23 protein-coding genes are annotated in these 24,722 nt (G+C 42.2%); 12 read left to right on the plus strand and 11 right to left on the minus strand.

The genetic code is table 11. The features are described 5' to 3' along the window. Nucleotides 1–10: 10 nt before the first annotated feature. Together glpK and ACEZ3G_RS07255 are read left to right on the plus strand one after the other, a co-directional pair. Entirely contained in the window at nucleotides 11–1,498 is a 1,488-nt protein-coding gene (gene glpK, locus ACEZ3G_RS07250; protein WP_432424774.1) for a glycerol kinase GlpK, read from the plus strand. Nucleotides 1,499–1,596: 98 nt separating this feature from the next. Further along, nucleotides 1,597–3,264: a glycerol-3-phosphate dehydrogenase/oxidase gene (locus ACEZ3G_RS07255; protein ID WP_432424775.1), complete on the plus strand. Its 1,668-nt coding sequence runs from the start codon at nucleotides 1,597–1,599 to the stop codon at nucleotides 3,262–3,264. Nucleotides 3,265–3,392: 128 nt separating this feature from the next. Here the strand turns inward: ACEZ3G_RS07255 and ACEZ3G_RS07260 are convergent, their stop codons facing one another. Further along, nucleotides 3,393–4,394, minus strand: a complete 1,002-nt coding sequence (locus tag ACEZ3G_RS07260) for an NAD(P)H-dependent glycerol-3-phosphate dehydrogenase (protein ID WP_432424776.1) — start codon at nucleotides 4,392–4,394, stop codon at nucleotides 3,393–3,395. Between the two features lie 126 nt (nucleotides 4,395–4,520). On the opposite strand from ACEZ3G_RS07260, the gene ACEZ3G_RS07265 reads away from it, so the two are divergent. Then, nucleotides 4,521–5,432 (plus strand): nicotinic acid mononucleotide adenyltransferase, encoded by a 912-nt coding sequence (locus ACEZ3G_RS07265; protein ID WP_432424777.1) that lies wholly within the window; start codon nucleotides 4,521–4,523, stop codon nucleotides 5,430–5,432. A gap of 334 nt (nucleotides 5,433–5,766) precedes the next feature. Here ACEZ3G_RS07265 and ACEZ3G_RS07270 read toward each other — a convergent pair whose 3' ends face one another. Further along, entirely contained in the window at nucleotides 5,767–6,621 is an 855-nt protein-coding gene (locus tag ACEZ3G_RS07270; protein WP_432424778.1) for a helix-turn-helix domain-containing protein, read from the minus strand. 138 nt (nucleotides 6,622–6,759) lie between these two features. Between ACEZ3G_RS07270 and ACEZ3G_RS07275 the strand changes: the two genes are divergently transcribed. The 4 genes from ACEZ3G_RS07275 (at nucleotide 6,760) to ACEZ3G_RS07290 (ending at nucleotide 11,324) form a co-directional block, all read left to right on the plus strand. After that, nucleotides 6,760–7,734, plus strand: coding sequence for a phytanoyl-CoA dioxygenase family protein (locus tag ACEZ3G_RS07275; RefSeq protein WP_432424779.1), 975 nt, complete (start codon nucleotides 6,760–6,762; stop codon nucleotides 7,732–7,734). 82 nt (nucleotides 7,735–7,816) lie between these two features. Further along, a complete protein-coding gene (locus ACEZ3G_RS07280; protein WP_432424780.1) occupies nucleotides 7,817–9,445 on the plus strand; it encodes a SulP family inorganic anion transporter in 1,629 nt (542 codons plus the stop codon). 321 nt (nucleotides 9,446–9,766) lie between these two features. Next, entirely contained in the window at nucleotides 9,767–10,066 is a 300-nt protein-coding gene (locus tag ACEZ3G_RS07285; RefSeq protein ID WP_432424781.1) for a DUF6471 domain-containing protein, read from the plus strand. A 1-nt stretch (nucleotide 10,067) separates the two neighbouring features. Beyond that, the gene (locus ACEZ3G_RS07290; RefSeq protein WP_432424782.1) at nucleotides 10,068–11,324 is read left to right on the plus strand and encodes a DNA cytosine methyltransferase; all 1,257 of its coding nucleotides are present in this window, start codon (nucleotides 10,068–10,070) and stop codon (nucleotides 11,322–11,324) included. Here ACEZ3G_RS07290 and ACEZ3G_RS07295 read toward each other — a convergent pair. The 4 genes from ACEZ3G_RS07295 to ACEZ3G_RS07310 all read right to left on the minus strand — a co-directional run bounded on the left by ACEZ3G_RS07295 (nucleotide 11,275) and on the right by ACEZ3G_RS07310 (nucleotide 14,737). Beyond that, nucleotides 11,275–12,105, minus strand: coding sequence for a Cfr10I/Bse634I family restriction endonuclease (locus tag ACEZ3G_RS07295; RefSeq protein ID WP_432424783.1), 831 nt, complete (start codon nucleotides 12,103–12,105; stop codon nucleotides 11,275–11,277). The two genes, ACEZ3G_RS07290 and ACEZ3G_RS07295, sit on opposite strands and share 50 nt — an antisense overlap. A gap of 105 nt (nucleotides 12,106–12,210) precedes the next feature. Beyond that, nucleotides 12,211–12,702, minus strand: a complete 492-nt coding sequence (locus ACEZ3G_RS07300; RefSeq protein WP_432424784.1) for a c-type cytochrome — start codon at nucleotides 12,700–12,702, stop codon at nucleotides 12,211–12,213. 69 nt (nucleotides 12,703–12,771) lie between these two features. Then, nucleotides 12,772–13,734, minus strand: coding sequence for a YheT family hydrolase (locus ACEZ3G_RS07305; protein WP_432424785.1), 963 nt, complete (start codon nucleotides 13,732–13,734; stop codon nucleotides 12,772–12,774). A 28-nt stretch (nucleotides 13,735–13,762) separates the two neighbouring features. Next, nucleotides 13,763–14,737, minus strand: coding sequence for an NAD(P)H-dependent flavin oxidoreductase (locus tag ACEZ3G_RS07310; protein WP_432424786.1), 975 nt, complete (start codon nucleotides 14,735–14,737; stop codon nucleotides 13,763–13,765). A gap of 120 nt (nucleotides 14,738–14,857) precedes the next feature. On the opposite strand from ACEZ3G_RS07310, the gene ACEZ3G_RS07315 reads away from it, so the two are divergent. Then, nucleotides 14,858–15,334: an acyl-CoA thioesterase gene (locus tag ACEZ3G_RS07315; protein ID WP_432424787.1), complete on the plus strand. Its 477-nt coding sequence runs from the start codon at nucleotides 14,858–14,860 to the stop codon at nucleotides 15,332–15,334. On the opposite strand, the gene ACEZ3G_RS07320 is transcribed toward ACEZ3G_RS07315, so the two are convergent. The 5 genes from ACEZ3G_RS07320 to ACEZ3G_RS07340 all read right to left on the minus strand — a co-directional run bounded on the left by ACEZ3G_RS07320 (nucleotide 15,309) and on the right by ACEZ3G_RS07340 (nucleotide 18,707). Next, on the minus strand, nucleotides 15,309–16,211 hold the full coding sequence (locus tag ACEZ3G_RS07320; protein WP_432424788.1) for a DMT family transporter: 903 nt from the start codon (nucleotides 16,209–16,211) through the stop codon (nucleotides 15,309–15,311). The two genes, ACEZ3G_RS07315 and ACEZ3G_RS07320, sit on opposite strands and share 26 nt — an antisense overlap. Beyond that, the gene (locus tag ACEZ3G_RS07325; RefSeq protein ID WP_432424789.1) at nucleotides 16,208–16,561 is read right to left on the minus strand and encodes an arsenate reductase family protein; all 354 of its coding nucleotides are present in this window, start codon (nucleotides 16,559–16,561) and stop codon (nucleotides 16,208–16,210) included. Before ACEZ3G_RS07325 ends, ACEZ3G_RS07320 begins: the two co-directional genes overlap by 4 nt. 11 nt (nucleotides 16,562–16,572) lie before the next feature. Beyond that, complete coding sequence (locus tag ACEZ3G_RS07330; RefSeq protein WP_432424790.1) at nucleotides 16,573–17,262, minus strand: aspartate/glutamate racemase family protein; 690 nt, start codon at nucleotides 17,260–17,262, stop codon at nucleotides 16,573–16,575. A 246-nt stretch (nucleotides 17,263–17,508) separates the two neighbouring features. After that, nucleotides 17,509–17,811 carry an ArsR/SmtB family transcription factor gene (locus tag ACEZ3G_RS07335; protein WP_432424791.1) on the minus strand — a complete coding sequence of 101 codons (303 nt, stop codon included), beginning with the start codon at nucleotides 17,809–17,811 and terminating at the stop codon, nucleotides 17,509–17,511. Between the two features lie 152 nt (nucleotides 17,812–17,963). Beyond that, nucleotides 17,964–18,707, minus strand: a complete 744-nt coding sequence (locus tag ACEZ3G_RS07340) for a DUF3298 and DUF4163 domain-containing protein (RefSeq protein ID WP_432424792.1) — start codon at nucleotides 18,705–18,707, stop codon at nucleotides 17,964–17,966. 88 nt (nucleotides 18,708–18,795) lie between these two features. Here ACEZ3G_RS07340 and ACEZ3G_RS07345 point away from each other — a divergent pair, with 88 nt between their 5' ends. The 4 genes from ACEZ3G_RS07345 to ACEZ3G_RS07360 all read left to right on the plus strand — a co-directional run bounded on the left by ACEZ3G_RS07345 (nucleotide 18,796) and on the right by ACEZ3G_RS07360 (nucleotide 24,702). Further along, a complete protein-coding gene (locus tag ACEZ3G_RS07345) occupies nucleotides 18,796–19,953 on the plus strand; it encodes a cystathionine gamma-synthase (RefSeq protein ID WP_432424793.1) in 1,158 nt (385 codons plus the stop codon). 139 nt (nucleotides 19,954–20,092) lie between these two features. Then, nucleotides 20,093–21,436 carry an NADP-specific glutamate dehydrogenase gene (gene gdhA, locus ACEZ3G_RS07350; RefSeq protein ID WP_432424794.1) on the plus strand — a complete coding sequence of 448 codons (1,344 nt, stop codon included), beginning with the start codon at nucleotides 20,093–20,095 and terminating at the stop codon, nucleotides 21,434–21,436. A gap of 134 nt (nucleotides 21,437–21,570) precedes the next feature. Next, complete coding sequence (recO, locus tag ACEZ3G_RS07355) at nucleotides 21,571–22,290, plus strand: DNA repair protein RecO (protein ID WP_432424795.1); 720 nt, start codon at nucleotides 21,571–21,573, stop codon at nucleotides 22,288–22,290. Continuing rightward, nucleotides 22,291–24,702, plus strand: a complete 2,412-nt coding sequence (locus tag ACEZ3G_RS07360) for a TonB-dependent receptor (RefSeq protein ID WP_432424796.1) — start codon at nucleotides 22,291–22,293, stop codon at nucleotides 24,700–24,702. Nucleotides 24,703–24,722 lie beyond the last annotated feature (20 nt).

Genomic DNA, 24,722 nt, shown 5'->3' on the forward strand with positions numbered 1-24,722 from the left:
ATTTTCTGTTATGGCAAAAAAGTACATTATTGCGCTAGATCAAGGAACGACCAGCTCACGTGCCCTACTCGTCGATGAATCGGGTAAAATTCAAGGAATGGTACAAAAAGAATTCAAACAGATTTTCCCTAAATCGGGCTGGGTCGAACACGACCCCTTGGAGATTTTGGAATCACAATTAGGGGTTATGGCCGATTTGATGGCGAATAAAGGTATAGCTGCTTCCGACGTAAAAGCCATAGGTATCACCAACCAACGGGAAACAACCGTCGTTTGGGACAAAAATACCGGAAAACCGGTGTACAATGCCATTGTTTGGCAAGATAAGCGCACCGCCGATATTTGTGAACATCTTAAAAATTCAGGTCTTACCGAACATGTACGCAAGACAACCGGCCTTGTGATCGATTCATATTTCTCTGGAACCAAAGTGAAATGGATCCTTGACAATGTCAAAGGGGCAAGGGTGAAAGCTGAAAACGGGGATCTGCTAATGGGCACTATGGATACTTGGTTGGTCTGGAACATGACCCGGAAAAAAAACCATGTCACCGATTATACGAATGCTTCCCGGACGATGATCTATGATATCGTCAATTTAAAGTGGGACGACAAAATGCTCAAGGCCCTTGGTATTCCTAAGCAAATGTTGCCCGACGTAAAGCCTTCGGCATACCATTTCGGCGATTATGAACACGATGGAACAAAAATTCCGATTGCCGGAATCGCCGGTGACCAACAGGCCGCACTTTTTGGCCAGGCCTGTTTCAAAAAAGGAACCGCCAAAAATACGTATGGTACGGGTTGTTTTATGCTGATGAATACGGGTGAAAAACCCCAGTTTTCAAAAAATGGGTTGTTGACCACTATTGCCTATGGACTCGATGGCAAAGTCAACTATGCTTTCGAAGGAAGTATTTTCATTGCGGGCGCGGCCATTCAATGGTTACGTGACGGATTGGGGTTGATAAAAGATGCGAAAGAAACAGAGGCATTGGCAGAATCTGTTGGCGAAGATAGTTCGGTATATGTAGTGCCTGCCTTTGCAGGGCTGGGGGCACCTTATTGGGATATGTACGCCCGTGGGGCCATTTTCGGGCTTACACGCGATACGGGGAAGGCCCACTTGGCAAAAGCGACATTGGAATCTTTGGCCTACCAGACCAAAGACATTTTGAAGGCCATGGAAGACGATTCAGGAATACAGCTAGAAAACTTGCGTGTCGATGGTGGGGCTTGTGCCAATAATTACCTTATGCAGTTTCAGGCCGATATCTTGGATACCGAAGTCCATCGACCAGAGGTCATCGAATCAACCGCGATGGGTGCCGCTTTCTTGGCAGGCATTCAAGTTGGTCTTTGGTCGCGGGCCGATATCGATCAAAACCGCCCTATGAACCGTATTTTTAAACCGACCTTTGACCGTGTCAAGCGCAAACGACTCTACGATAAATGGCAAAAAGCCGTCGAACGTACCAAATGTTGGGAAGAACGGTAAGAAGCCAATTTTGTCATTCCGAATGTAATGGGGAATTTATTTCTCCTTTAACTTTAGGATTATTTCTACGTCGGATTGACAAAAAATGACTGATAAGTATGAAGAACATCCCTTTTTCAAATCTAAATCGTAATAAAACAATCCAACAACTCGCCAAGGAAACGTTTGACCTGGTTGTCATCGGGGGTGGTATTACAGGAGCAGGTATCGCTTTGGACGCCGCTTCCCGTGGACTCAAAACCGCCTTGGTAGAAAAGGGCGATTTCGCTTCGGGCACGAGCAGCAAATCGACGAAACTGATTCATGGCGGGTTGCGCTATCTCAAACAATTTGATTTTTGGTTGGTCAAAGAAGTAGGCTCCGAAAGGGCCATCGTGCATAATCTGGCACCGCATCTCGTTATTCCGGAAAAAATGCTGTTGCCCTTGATCGAGAATGGTTCCTACGGAAAATGGCTGACTTCCATCGGTCTGAAGGTCTATGATATTTTGGCACAGGTAACAGGCGACGACAAGCGCCAGATGCTGGAAAAAAAGGAGGCTTTAAAGCTTGAACCTTTACTGCCCAAGAAAATATTGAAGGGTGCTGGCCATTATGCCGAGTATCGTACCGACGACGCAAGGTTGACCATTGAAAATATCAAGACAAGTTTGCAGTTTGGTGCCAAGGCACTGAACTACGCCGAGGTTACCGATTTTTTGTATATGGATGAAAAAGTCGCCGGAATCAAGGTCAAAGATATTCTTTCAGATAAGGAATTCGAGGTTAAATCTAAATACGTTATCAATGCAGCGGGGCCCTGGGTGGACGAACTGCGCGGACTCAATAACTCAAAAAAAGGAAAGCAATTGCATTTGACCAAAGGAGTGCATTTGGTTTTTCCGCGTGAAAAATTGCCTGTACAACAATCGGTGTATTTCGATATTCCCGATGGGCGGATGATGTTCGCAATTCCCCGTGGCAAAGTGACCTATGTTGGCACTACCGATACCAATTTTAACAAAGACAAGGACAATGTCGGTATCGACTTGGCCGATGCCATCTACCTGATTTCTGCGGTCAACAATATGTTCCCCAAGATTAATCTGGAGATGGAGGATATTATTTCCTCTTGGGCCGGATTGCGCCCCCTGATCCATGAAGAAGGTAAATCGGCCTCCGAGCTATCGCGAAAAGATGAAATTTTTACTTCCGATACCGGACTTATCAGTATCGCTGGCGGAAAATTGACCGGATACCGTAAAATGGCCGAGCGTACCGTGAACCGTATCGCCAAAAAAATGGAGGAAGAACATGACACTAAATTAAAGGCGTGCTTTACCGATAAAATTCCGCTTTGCGGTAATGACGGCTTCAAGAAGTTCAAGCACGTCAAAAAATATATTGCCGAGGTTTTTGAAAGGATCAAAGTTGATGGATTTACCGAATACGATGCCTGGTTCTTGGTCACGAATTATGGCAAACAGACCGAAACCATCTTAGAAACGTATACTTCCCTAAAGGATAAAGACAACTACGTACGTATGGCAAAGGCCGAACTGCATTTCGGTGTCGATTATGAAATGATCCTGACCCCGATGGACTTTTTTATCCGAAGAACGGGAAGGCTCTATTTTGACATCGATAGTGTCCGTAATCTTATGGAACCTATTTTAGAAGAATTCAAAACGATTTTCAAAACCGATGGCCAACAGATTTCCGATTGGCGTGAAACCCTGCAGGCGCAAATAGAGGAACATTCCAATTTTTCATTGGACCGGGTCTGAGAGGTTTTTGGAATTGTAAAAGAGGCTCGTTTTATAAAATGATTTCTCTGGCTTCCTCCAATGTCGGAATGAAAAAGTAAGTTTTTACCAGCATTAATGAAAGTCCCCCCTTTGGGGGTTAGGGGGCCTTAGTCAAGCTTTTCCGTCAACTCCGCAAAAACCTTTTTGGGGTTCTTCCCTTCATACAGCACTTGGTAGACTGCATCGATAATGGGCGTTTTGGCCTTCTTTTTGAATTTTGATTGTAGCTTGTAGGCACTTTTGGAGGCATAATATCCCTCGGCGACCATTTTCATTTCCATCTGGGCACTTTTAACGGTATAGCCCTTGCCGATCATATTGCCGAACATCCGGTTGCGGCTAAAAGTGGAATACCCCGTGACCAACAAGTCGCCCAGATAGGCCGAGTCATTGATGTTACGGTCGATTTTATAGATACGTTTCGTAAAGCGTTTCATCTCGCGAATGGCATTGCTCATCAAGACACTTTGAAAATTATCGCCATAACCCAATCCGTGGGCGATACCCGCTGCAATGGCATAGATGTTCTTGAGCATGGCGGCATATTCGGTGCCGATAATGTCTTTGGTCACCTTGGTCTTGATATAGTCGCTGCCAAGATTTTTGGCCACGAACTTTGCTTTTTCGGTATCGGCACAGGCAATGGTCAGGTACGAAAGGCGTTCCATGGCCACTTCTTCGGCATGGCACGGCCCGGTAATGACACCGATATTCTCGAACGGAATACCGTATTTCTCATGAAAATGTTCTCCCACGATCAACCCCGATTCGGGAACGATGCCTTTTATGGCCGAGAAAACGATTTTATCCTTTAGGGGAACGGTCAATTTTTCGAGTTCATCCCCAAGAAATGCCGAGGGGATGGCAAATATCAGAATATCGGCATGGCCAACGGCCCCATTGATATCGTCCGTCAAATTAAGCCTGTCGGTATCGAAGGTAACCGAAGTCAAGTAATTCGGGTTGTGCTTCTGTATTTTGATGAATCCCACGGCATCTGAATTCCGCATATACCAACCTACTTCGTCTTGGTTTTCGAGCAACATTTTTACGATGGCCGTGGCCCAACTTCCTCCTCCTAAAACGGCAAAATTTAGTTTTTTATCCATAGAAAATAATCGTGCGTTCAAAAGTAATTAAAAAAGAAGTTAACACCTTAAATATTGAATATCAGATAATTAACAATAACGGCACAATCCTTGTTTTAGATGAGTTGAATTTTAATGCCAGAACCCATGAAAACAAAACTACGATTAGCGCTTATCCTTATAGGAACCCTGATGGCCTCGTGTTATACAGAGACGATAATCCAGGATGATTTTATCGAAGAATCGGCCTTTAATACCGATCAAGTATTACGGTCGTACGATTTATGGTATGTCGATATCAATGCTACGCAAGGTAACGGCGAGGTGCCTTTTTTGCAACGTGCCTTTACGGTGTCTTTTGTGAACGGAACATTCTATGCCAATAACAATATTGCAGGTATCGGCAAGACAGGAAACGGATTCGGAATCGATGCCGGATATTACAGTACACTTCGCGGAACGGTAGAAATCGACCATGATATCGATGGGGCATGGCTTTTGGATGTATATGCGGTCAACAGCAATACCATTGAGCTGTATGACCCAAGGTCGGATACTTCATATTATTTGAACGGTTATGATATTGACAGTTTCGACTACGATTTTGTCTTTTACGACAATATCAATTATTTATTGCAGGAATATGATGTCTGGGAAAAAACATATACCAGTGAAACGGGCAGTTTGAACGATTTTGACGATGAGAATTTTCTGCAATTTTTACCTTCTTTCTTTAGGTCATCGATTGATGCGCCCGGAACGGCCATAAGTAAATTACAATGGGATTTTGAAGGGGATTATCAGGTCTATGACGTAGAAAACGATGAAACGCTCAAAACTTTAACACTCGCTTATGATACCATGGGCAATGATTACTTTGAACTCTACGTTATTAATGATAGTACGATCGAGCTGTACCACCCGAATAGTGAAACGGTATATGAATTTGTTGGAAGGGGATATCAGCAGTACTTGAAATCGGGTAAGGGCCCAAAGGTTAAGAAAAGACAAAAAACTTCGAATCCTGTAATGAAAGTAAAAAGATTACGACAGTTATAGGAAAGAAGCAATAAAGATTTTTTGGTTGGTTATTTAGTTAGAAATCGCCCTGGGTGTTGTGCTCGGGGCGATTTTTTTGTTGAAAAGAATCCCCCGATGTTCTATGTCAGGGTTTCCGTTGAGATTGTCGAGGCTGTCTAAAAAGTATGGCAAATGTCAAACTGAGCCTGTCGAAGTTTCTATTCAATTGGTTTTTAATGCCGTTTTCGACAAGCTCAAACTGACAATAGAATATTCCTGAACTTTTTAGACAGCCTCCTAAATATCGGAATTGCTGTTTTTGGTTTAGCTCGCAACAGGCCTGACTAGTGAAGGACTCAAGCCCGATAAAACCTCAAACCGATTTCATTCTTTTTTTGAACTCTGAAGGGTTTTCATCGGTAATCTTCTTAAAAGTCCGATTGAAATAGGAAAGACTTTCAAAACCACATTCATAACAGGTTTCGCTAATATTTTTTCCCGTTAATAACAATCGTTTTGCTTGACTTATACGATACTGGTTCAGAAAACCAATGAAAGTATTGCCCGTCGCTTTCTTGAAATACCTACAAAAAGCGGGCTTCGTCAAATTGCACGATCGTGCCACCTCTTCGACCGTAATCTTGTTCTGGTAACCTTCATCGACAAGCGCATAGATTTCGCGAATACGTTGCTGTTCTTTTTTGCTATAGGTATTGACAAAAGGTTTTTGGTGCAATAATTCGAAACTGCCGCTCTGCGATAATATTTTGAGAATGTTAATGACCGCCATAAAAAAATCGAACGATCCCATTCGGTATAGTTCTTTCATTAGTTTGCCTACTTCTGTCTTTGTCTTTCCTGAAAACGCCAATCCGTATCTTGACAATTCCAAAAGGCGATTTAAAGATTGCAATTCCGGAAATTCGGCAATGAACATTTCTTTAAAGGTTGGTTTGATGTGCAGCACTTCCTTTCTATAGGAGGAGGTGACTCCGTGATCAAAGTTCAAATGGGGAATATTAGATCCGATCAAGACCAGGTCACTATCGGTATATTGTGATATATGGTCGCCGACATGGCGGGTCGCGCTCGCCCCCTCGATATAGACCAATTCAAACTCCGGATGAAAATGCCAGTAAAAAAGATGGTTCAGCTTGGGATCGTGCAAAAGTCGAAACGGACTTTTAGAATCGGGACTAATACTTTCCAGTTCAACTTTCATACTCATAAAATAGACAAAATTGCCTATAAAATTGAATTTTTAGTTAAAAAATATCAATATAATTCAAATCATGGTCAATATCAAGGTGGAAATTATATAAGTATTAGGGTAGTTTTACATCATAGAAATTAAAAGGAAAGTATCATGCAACAGACAAATTCAAAGATCGAAATGGCCAACAAGGCCCATGAAGAAATTCCCGGAAATCCTTCGACGGCCACAAGTAGTAAAATAAAATTAAGCGACCGTTCCAACGGAAAACCATTAAGGGTCTTGAGCGAATCGGACTGGGATTTTTGGATCCATAACGGTTATATCGTTATCAAAAATGCAGTATCTAAGGAGCAAGCTCGAACTACGGCCGATTTTATCTGGGAGTTTGATGAAAAAGACCCGAATGATCCTGAAACATGGAATGCCCCGCCGCGCGCCGAAATGAAGATGAAAGAATTGACGGGTACGGGCATGGTCGAGGTATATAACCACCAACATTTATGGAACAACCGCCAGACCCAAAAAGTCTACGATGCTTTCGTGGACGTCTGGGGAACTGAAAAACTTTGGGTGACCATTGACCGGGCGAACTTAAATTTTCCATTGCCTCCTGGAGTCGATAAAAAAGGATTTATCCATTGGGATTACGACCCTGAAACAAGGCCGCAGAACGTTCAGGGGGTTTTGGCCCTTGCCGACCAGACCGATGAGAACATGGGCGGGTTTCAATGTATTCCGTGGTTGTATCGCAATTATGACACGTGGAAGTTGACCCAGCCCGAAGACCGTGATCATTTTCAACCTGATATTTCAGGATTGGAAGATAAAATCGTGAAAGTAAAAATGGAAGCCGGGGACCTGCTCATATTCAACAGTACGCAACCACATGGCATACGCCCGAACAAATCGAAGGATAAAGTGAGGATTGCGCAATATATTTCAATGATGCCCGCCGAGGAAGATAATGAGCCAATGCGCGATTGGCGTATCAACTCATGGAAGCATCGAATCGCGCCCGAAGGGTATGCCTTTCCGGGCGACCCCAGAAATTGGGAGCAGACCAAATACGAAACCGCCGAATTATCTTCCCTTGGGGAAAAGTTATTGGGGCTAAAGAGTTGGTAAATTGTCAAATCCTTAATTCTTCAAGCCTTTAGGGGCATACGGATAATAAACCGTATTTTTGCCCGCTTAAAATCTTGACGGTTTGAAGAAGTATCTCAATTTATTCGATTTTAAGCAAAAGGTAGATTACAAGACCGAAATTCTTTCGGGCCTCACCGTGGCCTTGGCATTGGTGCCCGAGGCCATTGCATTCGCTCTGATACCTGGGTTTTCTCCATTAACAGGATTGTACGCCGCGTTCATTCTTTGTCTGGTCTCCTCGATTTTGGGCGGTCGCCCAGGTATGATATCGGGTGCCACGGGGGCAGTGGCCGTTATTTTCGTAGGATTGATCTTGGAACTGAAACGCAACTTTCCAGCAATCGAACCCGAAACCATACTCCATTATGTATTTGCCACCGTAATCATAGCAGGGGTGCTACAGATTTTGGCCGGACTTTTACGTTTGGGCAAGTTCATACGTTTGGTACCCCATCCGGTGATGTTCGGTTTCGTGAACGGACTGGCCATCATTATTTTTATGGCGCAGTTTCCGAATTTCTATGAAAAGGGAACGGATAATCTTTTAAGCGGAACACCACTCTTTGTTATGTTGGGCTTGACCCTTTTGACCATGTTGATCATTTGGGGCTTTCCGAAGTTGACAAAGGCTGTTCCATCGTCACTTTTGGCCATTCTCGTGGTCTCGGCGATCGTTATCGGTTTTGGTATCGATACCCTGACCGTGGCCGACACCATGCGCGAGGGCGAGAGTATCAAAGGAGGTTTTCCGCCGCTTTCCATTCCACAGATTCCGTTTACGTTTGAAACCTTTAAGATTATTTTTCCTTATGCCGCAATAGTGGCGGGAGTGGGTTTGATCGAAAGTCTTTTGACCTTGAATATCATTGATGAAATTACGGAAACCCGTGGTAGTGGTAACAAGGAATGTGTGGCCCAGGGAACGGCAAATATCTTTTCGGGATTTCTATCGGGCATGGGCGGATGCGCTATGATCGGGCAAAGTTTGATCAATACATCTTCGGGTGCTCGTGCACGATTATCAGGAATAACAGCGGCCATAATGCTGCTCGTGTTTATCATGTTCGGTTCAAGTTTGATCGAACGATTGCCCATGGCCGCATTGGTCGGCCTGATGTTCATGGTTGCCATCGGCACCTTCGAATGGGCCAGTTTCAAGACTTTTGGTAAAATGCCGAAATCAGATGTGATCGTAATGGTTTTGGTGACTTTGATAACGGCAATTACCCATAATCTGGCCGTGGCGGTATTATTGGGCGTGATAATTTCCGCTTTGGCCTATTCATGGGAGAATGCCAAACGTATTCGCGCCAGAAAGTACATTGACGAACACGGAATCAAACACTACGAAATATATGGCCCGCTTTTCTTTGGATCGACAACATTGTTCGCTGAAAAATTCGACGTCCAGAATGACCCTGAAGAAGTCATAATCGATTTTAAGGAAAGCCGGGTGGCCGATATGTCGGGTATTGAAGCCTTGAACAAAATCACTGAGCGCTATCGAAAGGCGGGAAAACAATTGCATTTACGGCACTTGAGCAAAGACTGCATACAACTCTTAGGAAATGCGGATGATATAATCGATGTGAACGTTTTGGAAGATCCTACCTATAAAGTAGTGGTCGATAGGGTGAGAAAGGATGGGGATACCGAACTTAAACGACCATTTAATATTTGGGAGTTGTAGTCGATTACAATACTACTTCTTTTTATCGGTACTATTATAACCTCCGGCCCATCCGATCCAATACATCAACGAAATTTGCTTTTGAAGTCTTTGGACCTTTTTCTTCAGGGTTGACGGCTCATTAATATTTATCGGTGCATCGTTCATAACAATCGATTTAATCAGTGCTCTTTGTTATAAAGACGAAGGTGATCGGAAATTGACGACTTTTTTTTGTTAAAATTTTAAATAGTGGCTTTTCAAACGAAATAAAAAAATATATTAAAACCGGCATTTTTAATTCAAAATTTGCATATTTGCAAATAAACAATCGATATTGATATGTTTGATAATGTGGACTGGAACGAACAATCCAAAAGATTATTGAAATCAGAATTGGTCAAGAGAGGAATCTCACATGAAGAATTAGCCTTTCTATTAAACGAATTGGGAGCTAGGGAGACCAAGGCTAGTATTGATAGTAAAATAAGCAGGGGTACATTTAGTGCCGCCTTTTTACTCCAATGTTTAAATGCTTTGGAGTGCGAAGTTTTTGATCCAATTATTAAAGAACAAAACATTTTGAAAGAATCTAGGGCAAAATATAACTTATCAAAAGGTTTGGAAAAAACGCGCAAATAATATGAAGTATTACGATAAAAAAACGGGCACCAATTATATCGAATTTCAAGATTCTAATTCTGCAAATAAAGAATTGCCAGTAATTAGTCTATTTACCGGGGCTGGCGGGTTGGATATTGGCCTTGAAAATGCTGGCTTTCAAACCGCTATATGCGTTGAACTTGATGCAGATTGTAGAGAGACCCTGAGGCATAACCGTCCTGAGTGGAAACTTTTTGAAAAAGGCTTGAAAATAGAATCAGGCAAGATTCAGACCAGAATTTCTGGAGATATTAGAGATATTGGTATTGGGGAACTTTTGGAAGAAGCTAATTTAAAAAAAGGAGATGCTACATTAGTTGTTGGAGGTGCGCCTTGTCAGCCTTTTAGTAATATTGGTAAAAAGCTAGGAAGAAAAGACGAAAGGAATGGAGACCTTTTCTTGGAGTTTGTAAGAACTGTTAAAGAAGCCAATCCTGAGGGATTTATTTTTGAGAATGTCGTTGGTATCACTCAACAAAAACATTCAGATGTAATTAGTTATATGGTGGATAAATTTAAAGGTCTTGGGTATGGATTGTCTCATACGATTCTTAATGCGGCAAACTATGGTGTCCCACAAAGAAGAGAAAGGTTCTTTTTAATAGGAATCAAAGGTGTAAAACACCCCGCATTTCCACTTCCCACCCATTTCAAAGACCAAAAGCAATATGAAGGTTTCATGAGAAGTATCGATGGAAAGATAGAAAATAAATTTAACAAGTGGATTTCGGTCAAAGAAGCGTTTGATGAGATTCCTGAAAATCATTCTTTGCGAAATGATTATGTGCTTATGAATATTTCGGACAAAGTTGTGAATAGAATGAAGTATATCAAACAGGGGAAGAATTTTAAAGCAGTACCCCCGAATTTATTGCCTAATTGCTGGAAAAATGGAAAACATCAAGGGAATGATACCTTTGGAAGGTTAGTTGAAGATTTGCCATCTGTAACTATTAGGACAGCAGCATACAATCCTTCAAAAGGAATGTACATTCATCCAAATGAAAATAGAGGTTTAAGTACCGTGGAGATGGCTAAGCTCCAATCATTTCCGTACAATTGGGAATTTAAAGTAAAGAATAGAGACAAAGTGACACTGGTAAGCGGTGGAAAGCAGATAGGTAATGCAGTGCCACCAGGTTTAGCGGAAGCCTTGGGAAAAGCGATGCTTCTTCAGTTAAAATCTATTAGGTCAAAATTTGCCGAAAAACTTCATCAGCACGCTGAAGCGAATTGACTTCAAAAACATCATCTACTGCCGCTTGGGGCAAACTTGACACAGTGGTTATGGAATGTGTTGCCACTGTTCTCAAAGCATTTCTATCGGAATTACCTACTCTAGTGGCTATCGCATAGTACTTTAGGCCTGGTGGATTTATTACCCATTTTCTAGTTTGAAGATGTATATAAATGGCCTTCATCAGGCTTCCTTCGTGGGCAATTTGCAATCTTCTATCAGGTCTAAAAGACGTTTTTACCGAGATATATCCCAATATTTCATCAAATTCACATCTTCCAATAAAATCAGAATACTTTGAATTCAAATCAATGATTGAATCCGTATCGAATTGATTTAGTGGTTGTGGATTAACAATAAATTCATTTGCCACCTCTCTTTCGATTATGACGAAGTCAGGGTTGGAAGTAATTAATTGCACTTGTGCAACATCTTGAACTTTTGTTCTTAGATCTTCGATAAGATGGGCCAATTCTTGATTGTATAAGTGACCAACGTCAAACTGGCTAATATTTGGCAATAATATCGCCAAATTGGCATTTGGTCTATTAACAAAGGTATTCCATGCCGAAATAGCTAAAAACCACTCATACCAATCTCCATGTGCATTACTTAGTGCTTCTCGGGTTATTGCCTCATCCACCTGCCTAATTTGTTCATCCATATTCTCAAGTAAACCTGAAATTGGCAAGTTTGCTTCAGGCAACACACCTCCAGTTAAATGGACAAATGCCTCATCTTTTATAATTTGAGATCTTCCGTTCGGTAGGGTTCTAATCAAGATTCTTCCTTTGGGTTATTCACAATAAATGGGAGAAGTAAAAAATGCCATTATCCTGATGAAAGCCCTCCAGGAAAAGGCATTTTTTTATCGTTTTGAAGTATGCTACAATGTCCTCAAATACTCTGCAACCGCCCGGGCATCTTCTTCATTTAGGTTTTGATTGAGCATGATGGCATTGTTGTACTCCTTAAGCAATGCTTTTGCAATGGGATCTTCCTTGAGCATGCCATCAGGGTTCAATATCATGTTCATGACCCATTCAGGGCTCCTTCTTTCATACACCCCTTTTAAAGCAGGTCCGATCATACGCTGTTCGGCCATATGACAGGCGGTACAGATAGAATTGAATTTTGCCTCACCGGCAGCCGCCATTTCAGTATCGATATCGGCACCGAATTCCAAAGATTTGATAGGGCCAACCCCTTTGTTGTCAAGGTCAACGGGTACGCCTTGATCGGCCTCGGTGGTTTCAGCCTTTTTTTCGGTTTTGGCGCGGTTCATTTCAAAACCATCATTCTTTTCTTCCTTTTTGTCTTTTCCGCCACAGCTGATCATAAGACCCCCAAGAGCCACGGCTACGAGTACTTTTTTCATCTAAGCAAATTTATGTGCCGAATCCCTTCAGCATCGGTTTAATGCCACTAATATAAGCAATAGCGAAACTTAATCCGCTTCGTTGAAGAAATTAATCGCTCTTTTTTCGGAATAGGTTACATTACCTTTTCCATAAAACCCCACATGACCGCCATGTTTGGGAGTCTCCAAAAATAAATTCGGATTTTCGCCAGCCTCTTTGTACGGATAACATTCCGGTCCGAAAAACGAATCGTTTTGCGCATTGATAATCAGCGAAGGAATTTTTATGTTAGGAAGAAATTGAAGGCAACTGCACTTTTTATAATAGTCCAGGGCATTTTTGAAACCGTGGGCTCGGCTGGTATAAATGTCGTCAAAGTCTTTGAGCGTTTTGATGTTTTTGATATCGGCCATTGATATTTGATTCGGGAACAAAGGCAACTTCAATTTGAGCTTTTCGAGTAGGTGTTTTCTAAAGCGTTGGGAATAAGGGGCATTTTTCAATTTCAATAATTCTTTTAACGAGCTGTGCAGGTCACATGGCACTGATATACCCACAACGCCCTTCAAAGCTTTGGAAATTTCCCTGCCCTCACCCAAATATTTCATGGCCATATTGCCCCCGAGGCTAAATCCTTTTAAATAGATTTTATCATATTCCTTGTTCGCAAGTAAGTGCTTTATTACCGCATCGAGATCCTCTGTTGCGCCCGAATGGTACGAGCGAAAAAGGCGATTTGTCTCGCCGCTGCACCCCCTGAAGTTTACGGCACATGCATCATAACCTGAAGCGTTAAAAGCTTTTGCCGCCCCGGTAATGTATGGCCGTTGCCCATGACCTTCAAGCCCATGAAGAAGAATTACGACTTTTTTTTTGGGGGTCTTTGAAAAACTCCAATCGAGATCCAAAAAATCGTCGTCCTGCAGGTCTATTCGCTCTCGTTTTTGCTCAAAATCGTGAATTTTTCGCCATAAACCGTTATAAATCGTTGAAAAGTGGCCGTTTTTGAACAAAAAAGGCGGATTATAGTCAGAAGGGATTTTGGGCATTTTAATAGTTCGTAAAATAAAAAATGACCTATTTCGGATAGATTTCCAAAATTTTCGACTGTTCTTCGATAGCAAACTTGAATTCAGATTTTAGCTTATCGATCAAAGCGGTAACCGGAAGCGTTTCATCTATCATCGCGGATCCCTGGCCGGCGGACCAGATGGTTTTCCAAGCTTTGGCCTCGGTATCGAGTTCTTTGCCGAAATCGATTTTGGTGTCTTTTTTTAAATCCTCTTCCGTAAGCCCGGCCGCTTTGAGACTGTCCGCCAAAAAATTGGCATGCACTCCAGAAATCGCTGCGGTATATACTATGTCGTTGGCTCCCGCATCAATGATCATTTTCTTGTAATCCTCTGGTGCTTCGGCCTCATCGGTATTGATAAAGCGCGTACCCATGTACGCAAGGTCGGCCCCCATTTGTAGGGCAGAGGCAATATCACGGCCGTTGCTTATGCACCCTGAAAGAATGATAGTCTTATCAAAGAATTTCTTGATTTCGGCAACTAGGGTCATTGGGTTGGTCGTGCCGGCATGGCCTCCGGCACCGGCGGCTACAAGAATCAACCCATCGACGCCCGCTTCCTGTGCTTTTTCGGCATGGCGTTTTTTGATGATATCGTGAAAAACGAGTCCGCCATAACTATGAATGGCATTGACGACCATCGAGACTGCACCTAGAGAGGTGATAACGATTGGTACCTCATGTTTGATACATAGTTTTACATCGGCCTCCAACCTCGGGTTCGTAGGGTGTACGATAAGGTTCACACCGAACGGGGCAGGTTTCTTACCGGTTTCCTCTTCAAATTTTAGAAGTTCCGATTTTATTTCAACGAGCCATTCTTCAAAACCTTCACTGGTTCTTTGATTCAACGCAGGAAAAGTTCCTACTATTCCGTTTTTACAACACTCGATGACCAATTTCGGTCCCGAGATCAAGAACATGGGAGCTGCGATGGTAGGCAATGAAAGATCTGCGATAAATGAAGGTTTTTGGCTCATTTTGTTTTTCTAGATGGATTAAAAATAGTCATTAATTCTTTAGTGGCAATTGCCACATTTTTTCAAAACTATGGTATTTTTGCCATTCTTATGCATGCATAATAAAATAATTTGGTGCCTATGTTCATTAAAGAGTTCGAAGTTCGTTGGAGCGATGTTGATGCCAACAGACATTTGGCCAATAGTGCCTATATCAATTTTATGAGCCATACGCGAATGGCATTTCTTTGGGAGTTGGGCTTTGACCAAAAAATATTGGCCGAGAACCGGATCGGCCCAGTCGTTTTTTACGAGCATATGTACTATTTCAAGGAAGTCTTTCCAGGTCGTCCCATACGGGTCTCGCTTGAAATAGCCGGTATGAGCGAAGATGGCAAATTCTTTGAATTTCATCACAATTTTTATGACAGTGATGGAAAGAATGTGGCCCATTGTGAAATGATGGGGGCATGGATCAGTCTAAAAACAAGAGGTCTTGTGGGCCTGCCCGACGATTTAATGACGATTTTCAATACGGTCGAACGGTCAGAAGGTTTTCGGGTTTTGACCAAAGAAGATACAAGAAGGTTTGCTAAGACCCCGAAAGATTTGGACTAGCCTTTCGACTGGCCAAATATACCCCCAATAAGACCAGACAGGCGGCCAAGATCTTAAGAATCGTAAGATTGTCTTTTCCTACGGCGGTTGCATACAATATTCCTATCAAGGGCTGTATATAGACAAAGGCACTTAGCGTGGAAGCCTTTAATTGGGTCAACGCAAAAATATTGAACAGGTAGGTGCAAAAAGTGGTTCCTACGACTACAAATAAGATGCTCCAAACAGCATCTATTGGAAGATTGGCAAAGTCGATTTCTGTAAATTCCCGATATCCGAAGGGCAGACAAAGGATTATTCCCAAGGTAAAAAGCCACTTCATAAAGGTAAACGGATGGTATTTGGCCAGCAAGGGTTTTACCGTTATCAGATAGGATCCGTAAAAAACGGAATTCATCAAAATGAAAAAATTGCCCAAGGGAATATTGGGGGCGTCTTGCCGAATTTCGGATCCGAAAAGTATCAACCCCAAGGCCCCTATAAGTCCGATGGCAATTCCGAAAATTTTACGTTGCGAAATCCTTTCCTTGATCAAGATCGCCGAAAGGATCAAAACGATAATCGGGGTCGTGGTTACCAGAACCGAGCTGTTGATCGGGGTAGAAAGCGACAGCCCCTTGAAGAAGACCAACATGTTGATCCCCATGCCCAAAACGGCGCATACCAAAAGGCGCAGATAGTCTCTTTTCTCAATTTTCTCCTTGGGGCCGAAAATGGAGACTATCCAAAAAAGCAAAGCCGCACCTGCAACACGAAAAATAATAAAGGCGAAAGGTTGCACATGATCGGGCATCACGCTTTTGGCGATGGTATGGTTCAATGCATAGATAGTGGTCGCCCCTATGGCGGCTAATATGGCAAGTGTTCTTTTGCTCAAGGATGGATGGCCACTTTGGCGGCCTCGACCACCTTTTTACTGTTGCCCGCAAAGATCTGCCCGTCCACGATTATTACAGGTCGTTTCAAAAAAGTATAATGATCGAGTATCAAATCTTTGTAATCGGTATCTGAAAGTTTTTTTTCATGAAGCCCCCGTTGACGAAAAAGCATGGCCCTTCTGCTGAACAGGGCTTCATAGCTTCCGGCCAATTCTTTCATTTCTTCGACCTGTTCGATGGTCATTGCATCGGTTTTGATATCCTGTAAAATGAACCCATCGAGTGGTTCCAATTCTTTGATGATACGCTGGCAGGTAGAACAAGTGCCGAGGTGATATATTTTTTTCATAGGGTTGATCTTTATAGGGCTAGGTCAACGGCTAGCCTCACATGAATTTTTGTGGTATCAAAGGTAGGAATATCCACATCGTTGGGCGAAACCAAAAGCGGCAGCTCGGTGCAACCTAATATAACCCCTTCAACACCTTGAAGTTCAAGGGTCTTTATTATCCGGATCAAATGTTTTTTCGAAGCTTCGGTAAATTTTCCCCTGACCAGTTCTTGGTAAATAATATCATGTACGAGCTGTCTATCTTGATTGGAAGGTATTGCGACTTCCAAATTATACTTTTTCGATAGTATTTCTGTATAGAAATCCTTTTCCATGGTAAATTTTGTACCAAGCAACGCTACCTTTTTTAACCCTTGATTTTGAATTTCGACCCCAGTGGCATCGGCGATATGTAAAAAAGGGATGGCTATCGAATCAACGATTCTGGAACTTACCAAATGAATGGTGTTGGTACACAATAAGACCATATCGGCCCCCGCCTTTTCCAATTTTATGGCATGGTTGGCCATTATATCGCCAATTTTGTTCCAGTTGCCTTCAAAGGTCAATTTTTCGATTTCGGCAAAGTCTACCGAAGTCATGATACTTTTTGCGGAATGGGAACCCCCTAAAAGCTCTTTTACGAGCTGATTCGAATATTCGTAGTACACTTTGGTGGACTCCCAGCTCATACCACCTATAAAACCTATTGTTTTCATAAACATTTGTTTTGTTTCGATTAGCGTTAAGACGGTAATCTTGTTTTTAATATTACTTGATTTTGGACATTTGTTCGGCACCTTCGATTTTTATCGAGGTCAATATCCTATAAAAGAATTCCTTTAAAGCGCATTTTGTGGATTGTTTCTGAACAAAACAATTTTCTGTATTGTATACAAGATTGTTTTCCATGATTATTGTATTTATATATCGCTAATTGTCGATTTGTTAGGATTAAAAAAAAACTATAAAACTGATTTTAAGGATTTGATATAGGCATCGATGACTTTTTCATTGCGTTTATAATAGGTCCATTTTCCATGTCTTGTAGGAATAATCAATTCTGCGTTTTGCATAGAAGCGAGGTATGTAGATATTGTGGATTGTGAAAGTCCGGTTTTGTCATGAATATACCCGACACAGACCCCATCATCGAAATGATCGATATCTTGGTGCGGTGGAAAATTTTTTTCGGGTTCCTTCAACCATTTTAAAATGTTGACCCTGGTCTGGTTAGATAATACCTTACTGATTTCGACGATATCCATGAAGCAAATGTAGAAAAATATATTTACATATCGCTAATTATAGATATGTTTATTTTCCATATCGCTTAAAAGTGAAGAGGCAGGGATGAAAAATTGCCAAAAAAAACTTCAAGAACCCGAATTTTAGTATAGTAAAATACGATAAATCTATTTCACGGCCTGATTTTAAAGGCCAAATATTCCTCTAATTCCTTGAAAGGGATCGTAAGTTCAATAGGCCCATCGGCATAAGACGCCACCTCATACTGATTGTAAAGAAGTTCTAGGCCGTTCTCGCTAAAGCCAATATTTTCAGGAAGATAGAAAACGTCGTTTTCGAACATAAGTCCGGTACTGTTTATCGGCCCGTCTTCTGGAATATCCTCTTGCACCCTGAATTTTTTTTCGGCAAACTTTTCAAATTCGGGCATACTATTGAAAAGTTGCCAATTTTCAAGTTCGCTGCCTTTTTTCTTGTCGAAGTTCAGAAAACGAATGGAATTATACCCGTGTGCCCCGCCAGTGAATATGTAGGAATCGAGATATACCGTTAGGATATCTTGGTCTTCATAGGCCACTTTTCCGTTTACTTTGGCTTCCCAAGGGGTATCCTCATCAGGATAGCGCTCTTTTAATTCGGCATTTCCAGCTACAAACGAATCAATCGCATCTTCAATAGTGGCCGCCTCAATTTCCTCATCAAAGGTCAATAGGAAAATAATCTCTTCTTGAAGTGCTGTTTCCACAGTCGTTCCTATTTTCGATTTATCCAAAATTTTAGGTATTTCGATGTCTACCTTAGGGCAATCGGGACAGATTTTATTAGTAATGTGCAAGGGTTCTATGGTCAATCGTTCGTCGTTTTTACAGCACAAGAATAACAGAAGGCAGAACAAGTAGGTGAATTTAAATTTCATGGGGCGAAATTTTTGTTTTTTACAAAAGTACAACTCCATTGTATTCTCGAAAAGATAACGATACATTTGTGCGAATAACAAGATATTTATGAGCGATAACAATTTAAGATTCAACAGCAAGACGATACATGGAGGCCAAGAACCTGATAAGGCGTATGGCGCCGTGATGCCCCCGATCTACCAAACATCTACCTATGCCCAAAGCACACCGGGCGGCCATAAGGGTTTTGAATATTCAAGAAGTGCGAACCCCACTAGAACCGCACTCGAGAATTCGTTGGCCAGTATTGAAAGTGGTAATTTCGGATTGGCATTTGCAAGTGGGTTGGCTGCCATGGATGCCGTTATCAAATTATTGAATCCTGGAGATGAAGTTATTTCTACAAACGATCTCTATGGAGGTAGTTATCGCCTGTTCAAGAAAGTTTTCGAGAAATTCGGAATTACCTTTCACTTTGTCGGGATGCATGATTCGCACAAAATTGAGGCCCATATCAACGAAAACACCAAATTGATATGGTTGGAGACGCCGACCAACCCTATGATGAACGTTATTGATATAGAAAAGGTTTCGGTACTGGCCAAAAAGCATAATATTCTTTTGGCAGTGGACAATACTTTCGCAACCCCCTATTTGCAGCGCCCTTTAGAATTGGGGGCCGATATCGTCATGCATTCGGCCACCAAATATCTCGGTGGCCACAGTGATGTGGTAGTGGGGGCCTTGGTCGTCAAAGAAAAAGAGTTGGCCGAGCGGCTCTATTTTATACAAAATGCCAGCGGTGCCGTTTGTGGCCCAATGGACAGTTTTTTGGTGCTTCGTGGAATCAAGACACTGCACGTACGTATGCAGCGCCATTGTGAGAACGGAAGAGCGGTCGCTCAGTATTTGGCCAAGCATCCTAAAATCAAAAAGGTCTATTGGCCTGGTTTTGAAAATCATCCGAACCATGAGGTCGCCAAGAGGCAAATGCGTGATTTCGGCGGTATGATTTCATTTGTACCCAAGGGAGCGGGTTATGAAGATGCAGTGAAGATTGTCGAAAACCTTCGGGTTTTCACTTTGGCCGAATCATTAGGGGGTGTTGAAAGTTTGGCAGGGCACCCCGCAAGTATGACCCATGCCAGCATTCCGAAAGAAGAGCGTGAAAAAAGTGGGGTGGTAGACTCCCTTATTCGATTAAGCGTCGGTATCGAAGATGTCAACGATTTGATTGCCGACCTTGAACAAGCCATCGGCCAATGAATTTTACGACATTTTAAAAAAAAGGACTATTAAATTATAAGAATAACATAATTTTGCTGTTATATTTTAAATTCAATAAAAATGCCCTTTTTGAAGGGCTAGACATTAACTTATTCATTTAGAGTTTATGGATGCAAAAATGCAAGCAAAAATTGATGGATTTATGGATGAGGTCAAGACCAGAAATGGTCATGAACCAGAATTCATTCAAGCGGTTCAGGAAGTCGCAGAAACAGTAATACCCTATATCGCCAGGAAAAAAATATATAGCGGAAAAAATATCCTGTTGCGTATGGTTGAGCCAGAACGGTTGATCTCGTTTCGGGTATCTTGGGTTGACGATCAAGGTGAAATACATGTAAACCGAGGGTACCGTGTTCAGATGAATTCGGCCATTGGGCCCTATAAAGGCGGACTACGTTTTCATCCGTCCGTCAATGCCAGTATTCTTAAGTTCCTCGCCTTTGAACAGGTTTTTAAAAACAGTTTGACCACACTACCGATGGGAGGTGGAAAAGGCGGTTCAGATTTTGACCCTAAAGGAAAATCGGACGATGAAGTCATGCGTTTTTGCCATGCCTTTATGACCGAATTGGCCCGGCATATTGGCCCGAATACCGATGTACCGGCCGGGGATATTGGGGTTGGTGCCCGTGAAATAGGTTTTCTGTTCGGTATGTACAAGAAAATGCGAAATGAATTTACCGGGGTGTTGACCGGAAAAGGACTTTCTTGGGGGGGCTCTAAGATCAGGCCCGAAGCTACCGGTTACGGAACGGTGTATTTTGCGCAAAGTATGTTAAAGACGCGTGGTGAGGACTTTAAAGATAAGACCGTGGTGATTTCCGGTTCGGGCAATGTTGCCCAGTTCGCGGCGGAAAAGGTAATCCAGTTGGGTGGAAAAGTGGTGACGCTTTCTGATTCAGGCGGATATATCTATGATGAGGAAGGCATCGATACAAAGAAACTTGCCTACGTCATGGACCTTAAAAATAACAAGCGGGGAAGAATCTCGGAATATGCCAAAAAATACAAATCTGCCAAATTTGTTAGTGGTAAGACGCCCTGGGAGATAAAATGTGATATCGCCCTGCCTTGCGCCACACAGAACGAATTAGACGCCAAAAGTGCGAAAGCATTGATTAAGAACAATTGTATATGCGTGGCAGAGGGGGCCAATATGCCTTCTACACCTGATGCTATTCACGCGTTCCACGAGGCAAGAATTTTGTTTGCCCCTGGCAAGGCATCCAATGCGGGCGGTGTGGCCACCTCAGGATTGGAAATGTCACAGAATTCATTACGGATCAGCTGGACCCGTGAAGAGGTAGATGAAAGGTTGAAAGGCATTATGTCAGATATTCATGATTCCTGCATCGAGTATGGCAAAGAAAAGGACGGTTATTGCAATTACGTAAAAGGCGCGAATATCGCCGGATTCGTAAAAGTGGCCGATGCCATGTTGGCCCAGGGAGTAATCTAGAAACCTTTAAGAGGCACAAAGTAAAGTATGGATTTCTTACCCGTCAGGTTTTAAAACCTGACGGGTTTTTTATTTGTCCCGCTCCTTCTATTAAGTACCTTTCAGGCTATCTTTGCCATCATAAACTCGAATAAATGCAGGTATCCACCAAAGGCATTGTACTCTCGTCTTTAAAGTATGGCGACAGCAGTTTGATCGTTAAGATCTATACAGCGTCAAATGGTCTTAGGTCATACCTCATCAAAGGTATATTGAACTCCAAAAAAGGAAAATTGAAAGTTGCCTACTTTCAGCCTTTGACCCAGTTGGAAATCGTTGCCTTTCATAAAAACAAGGGGGCACTGGAAAGTATTCGTGAAGCCAGGGTATTCTATCATTACGCAACGCTTCATACCGATATAGCCAAGAACGCAATGACTCTTTTTTTGGCGGAGATGTTAGTTGGCAGTGTTCATGAAGAAGAGGCGAATACTGAAATGTATCGCTTTATAGAAACTTCTCTACAATGGCTTGATGTACATGACGATATTTCAAATTTTCACATCTCTTTTTTACTCAGATTGACAAAATATTTAGGGTTTTACCCTGATTTGGGAGAGGTAGAGGCTAATGCTTTTGATCTCGCCGAGGGCATATTTACCGATAGACCGTCGTTGAATCCAATGGTGACCGGGGAAAATTTAAAGTATTTTAAAAGGTTTTTGGGCATAAATTTTGATGGAGTTCAGAAGATAAAGATGAGCAGAGAGAAGCGATATGACTTGTTGAAATCGCTTGTTCTCTATTTTGAACTACATTTGCAAGGATTTCGAAAACCCCGCTCCCTTGCCATTTTAAATGAAGTTTTTAGCTAAATGGGCCGCCTGATTTTCTTCTTTTTCTCTTTCGTTTTTAGCGCTTCCGTGGCACAAGAAGTCGTTGTTTTAGATGCAGAATCCCATGAGCCCATTGTCAATGTGGTGATTTATAATCTTGATCGATCCAAGACGGCACTTTCAGATGTTAATGGCAAATGTAACCTAAGTATTTTCGAAAAAAACGAACGCATAACCTTCAAACATTTGAGCTATGAAATCTACAGGAGCTCAAAATCACAGATCGAAAGACGCCGCAATCACATATTTCTTACCATGAAAGCCGAACAATTGGATGAGGTAGTAATGTCGGTCTCAAAATGGGAACAACAAAAAAAAGATATTCCGAATAAGGTTGCTGTTATAGATGCAAGAAGCATAGCATTTGGTAATCCCCAGACTTCGGCCGACTTACTTCAGAACAGTGGCAAGGTATTCGTTCAAAAAAGCCAACTAGGTGGTGGAAGCCCCATGATCAGAGGCTTTGCCACGAATAGATTACTGCTTTCGGTTGATGGGGTGCGCATGAACAATGCCATTTTCAGGGGAGGCAATATTCAAAATGTCATTTCAATAGATCCATATAGCATTAAGAATACCGAGATTATTTTTGGCCCTGGGTCGGTTATCTACGGAAGTGATGCTATAGGCGGTGTTATGAACTTTTACACGAAAGGGGCATTCTTATCACAGGGTGATAGTCTGACCTATGCCGGCAATGCCAATTATAGGTTCGCATCGGCCAATACCGAAAACACCTTCCATTTTGACTTTAATCTGGGCAAAAAAAAATGGGCGCTGTTGACAAGTGTCTCTTATAATGATTTTGGCGATTTAATAATGGGTTCGCATGGCCCCGACTCGTATTTAAGGCCGATGTACGTCATCAGGGAAGATGGTATGGATAGGCTGATAGAAAATCCGAATCCCAGAAAACAGGTAACCTCAGGATATAATCAGATCAATGTGCTGCAAAAGGCCCGTTATCGACCAAATCATATGTGGGATTTCTCTCTTGGCACGTATTTTTCGCAAACTTCAGACTATGACCGTTACGACAGGCTGGTAAGGCCCGGTCGAGATGGTTATGGCTTGCGTTCTGCCGAATGGTACTACGGCCCTCAAAAGTGGTTTATGGGCAATCTTCAGGTCAACAAAAAAGGCAATGGCAATTTTTATGACGCCTTCAAGGTAACGACTGCCTATCAGCTTTTTGAGGAAAGTAGAAATGATAGGGCATTTCAAGATGTTGAGCTTTTTTCAACGAAAGAAAAAGTAAGTTCGATTACGACCAACTTAGATTTTGAGAATAAGAGGATCGGTAAATTACGCTTGTACTACGGTGGCGAATATCTTTTCAACAAGGTGCGCTCAAATGGCAGTGTGGCGAATATCGAAACGAACGAGGTGTCGAATGCCCCAAGTAGATACCCAGATGGGTCTACCTGGCAGACATTCGCGGCTTATACCAATGCTGAATACAAGGCAAGCCCCAATTTCACATTGCTATCAGGGCTAAGATATAGTCATGTCTGGATCGATGCCGTTTTTGACAAGAGTTTTTATCCTTTTCCCTTTGACGATGCCGATTTGAGCACCGGCGCCTTAACAGGAAGTTTAGGGTTTAGCTGGTTTCCAAAGGCGGATTTGCAATTAACTTGGAACGCATCGACGGGTTTTAGAGCTCCCAACATAGACGATGTTGGTAAAATATTCGATTCGGAGCCTGGATCTGTGGTCGTGCCAAACCCTGAATTGGAGTCAGAATATGCCTATAATACCGAAATAGGTATCCAAAAGAATTTTAAGGATAAAGTGATGTTCAAAGGTGCCGCCTTCTACACTTATTTGGTAGACGCCCTAGTACGGCGGGATTTCCAATATAATGGACAAACACAGATAGATTATAAAGGTGAATTGAGCAATGTACAGGCAATTCAGAATGCCGCGAAAGCCTATGTCTATGGTTTTGAGTTCGGTCTTGAGGCATTTTTGAGCGAAAACCTGTCACTGGCATCCAATCTGACCTTGACAAAAGGCATAGAAGAAGATAGCGATGGTACCGATACCCCGGGCCGTCATGTTGCACCTACCTTCGGGGATTTCCATATTGTCTGGAAGAACCAAAAGTTGCACATGGATCTTTTCTTCAACTATAACGGTGAAATATCCCATGATGACCTGGCCCTATCGGAAAGAAGCAAAACCTATATCTATGACGCAGATACCAACGGAAATCCGTATTCGCCATCTTGGTATACTCTGAACCTTCGTTCAAAATATACCATTTCAAATGCCTTAAAGGCTTCGTTGAGTTTTGAGAACCTGACCGATCAGAGGTATCGTACGTATTCATCGGGTATCGTTGCACCGGGCCTAAATGCTATCTTCGGAATCGATTATACCTTTTGAAACATTGTTGCTCAAAAATC

This window comes from Meishania litoralis (genome assembly GCF_042611095.1).
In the GTDB taxonomy this organism is placed as follows: Bacteria; Bacteroidota; Bacteroidia; order Flavobacteriales; family Flavobacteriaceae; genus Meishania; species Meishania litoralis.